General features: G+C 69.7%; 3 protein-coding genes. 1 reads left to right on the forward strand and 2 read right to left on the reverse strand.

All coding sequences use genetic code 11. The annotated features are described in order from the left end of the window. A partial coding sequence (locus tag D3H34_RS31980) for an NUDIX domain-containing protein (protein WP_167481317.1) occupies positions 1–315 on the forward strand: 315 nt, incomplete at its 5' end. Here the strand turns inward: D3H34_RS31980 and rapZ are convergent. Both rapZ and D3H34_RS31990 read right to left on the reverse strand, forming a co-directional pair. After that, positions 312–1193, reverse strand: a complete 882-nt coding sequence (gene rapZ, locus D3H34_RS31985; RefSeq protein ID WP_119558800.1) for an RNase adapter RapZ — start codon at positions 1191–1193, stop codon at positions 312–314. The two genes, D3H34_RS31980 and rapZ, sit on opposite strands and share 4 nt — an antisense overlap. A 3-nt stretch (positions 1194–1196) precedes the next feature. Beyond that, positions 1197–2097 (reverse strand): DNA repair protein RecN (locus D3H34_RS31990; RefSeq protein WP_491047157.1); only part of this gene is annotated, 901 nt, incomplete at its 5' end.

Genomic DNA, 2097 nt, shown 5'->3' on the forward strand with positions numbered 1-2097 from the left:
GACCGTGCCGGCCGCATCTGCCTGGGCAAGCGCCCGTCCACGGGCATCTGGGCCGGGCTCTACAGCCCGCCGGTGTTCGCGGACGCGGCGGCGCTGGAAGCCGATGTGCAGGCGCGCTGGCCGCGGGGCGGCGTGCAGCTCGAGCACCAGCCCGCCTTCCTGCATGTGCTCACGCACCGCGATCTGCACCTGCATGCGGTGGTCGCGCGCGTCGAAGCGGCGGAGCCCGCGGCCGACGATTGGTACACGCGCGCGCAGTGGAGCGAGATGGGGCTGCCCGCGCCGGTGCGCAAGCTGCTGGAGCGCGAAGGCTAGATTTCCGCGGCGGCCGTGCGCGCGTCAAGTTCCCGGTGCCGGGTCAGCGTGGGCCATTCCTTGCCGAAATGCGCGGCGAGCTGCTCGACCAGGAACACGGAACGGTGCCGGCCGCCGGTGCAGCCAATGGCCACGGTGACATAGCTGCGGTGGTTCTGCTCGAGCAGCGGCAGCCAGTGTTCGAAGAACTGCGCGATCTGCTGCTGCATCTCGAGCACTTCGGGCTGCTGGCGCAGGAACGCCTGCACCGGCGCATCCTTGCCGGAAAACGGCCTTAGTTCGGTGTCGTAGTACGGGTTGGGCAGCATGCGCACATCGAACAGATAGTCGCAGTCCACCGGAATGCCGTGCTTGAAGCCAAACGACTGGAACACCAGCGTCATCTGCCCCTGGGGCACGGTCAGCAGGCTCTTGACGTAGCTTTGCAGCTGCGACGGCCGGATGCTGCTGGTGTCTATGACCTGGGATTGCTCGCGCAGGTCGGCGAGCAGTTCGCGCTCCCATTCGATGGTCTGCACCAGCGCGCCGCGGCCTTGCTGCAGCTCGTCGCTCGACAGCGGGTGGCGCCGCCGGGTTTCCGAAAAGCGCCGCACCAGCGTGCCGGTGGAGGCGTCGAGAAACAGCGATTGCACCACCGCACCCTGGTTGCGCAGCAGCGCGAGTTGCGCGGGCAGCTGGGGCAGGCCGGTGGCGCTGCGCGCGTCGATGGCGATGGCCACGCGGTTGCCATGGTGCGCATGCTCGAGGGCGACGAACGAAGCCAGCAGCTCGGGCGGCAGGTTGTCGACGCAGTAGTAGCCCGCGTCCTCGAGCGCATGCAGCGCCACGGATTTTCCGGAACCGGACATGCCGGTGATCAACACGATTTCAAGGGGCATGCATCAACCTCTGCGCGCGGGCACTACCGCTTGCTGGAGCATTTCGCGCGCGTGTGCCATGGTGGTTTCGGACAGGCGCTCGCCGCCGAGCATGCGCGCGACTTCGCCGACGCGGGTCTCGGGCGCGAGCGCGGTGACAGTGCTCGTTGTGGCCTGCTTGTCGCGCTTCTTCGCGACCACGAGGTGGTGATCTGCGCAGGCCGCGACCTGGGGCAGGTGGGTCACGGCCAGCACCTGGCGGTCCTGGCCGAGCTTGTGCATCAGCCGGCCCACGGTCTCGGCGACGGCGCCGCCCACGCCGGAATCCACTTCGTCGAAGATCAGCGTCGAGGCCTCGCCCAGTTCGCTGGTCGTGACCGCGATCGCCAGCGAGATGCGCGACAGCTCGCCGCCCGACGCGACCTTGCCTATCGGCTTGGGGCTGGCGCCCGGGTGGCCGGCGACGAGAAACGCGAGCGCGTCCACGCCATGCGGGCCGGGCTCCTCGGCCGCGGTCTGCGCGACTTCGAAGCGCCCGCCCTGCATGCCCAGGCCCTGCATCGCCAGCGTGATCGCGCGCGACAGCTTGGGCGCGGCCTTGGCGCGCTGCTGCGACAGCGCGCGCGCGGCCTGCTCGTATTGCGCCCGGGCGGCATCGGCCTGGGCGCGCAGGCCCGCGATGTCGACCACGGCATCGAGCTGGCGCAGTTCTTCCTGCCAGCCCGCGAACAGCTGCGGCAGTTCGGCCGGCAGGCGCTTGTAGCGGCGCGCGAGCTGCATCCACAGCGACAGGCGGGTGTCGAGTTCGGCCAGGCGCTCGGGGTCGAGTTCGGTGCGGCGCAGATAGGTCTGCAGCGAATGGCGCGCGTCGCCGATCTGCGCGAGCGCCGAGGCCAGCACGTCGGCGATTTCCTTGAATTCGGGG

This window comes from Acidovorax cavernicola (assembly GCF_003581445.1).

Bases quoted from the DNA above. Each gene is read 5' to 3' on its own strand.
- rapZ (WP_119558800.1), bottom strand. From the start codon at position 1,193: ATGCCCCTTGAAATCGTGTTGATCACCGGCATGTCCGGTTCCGGAAAA.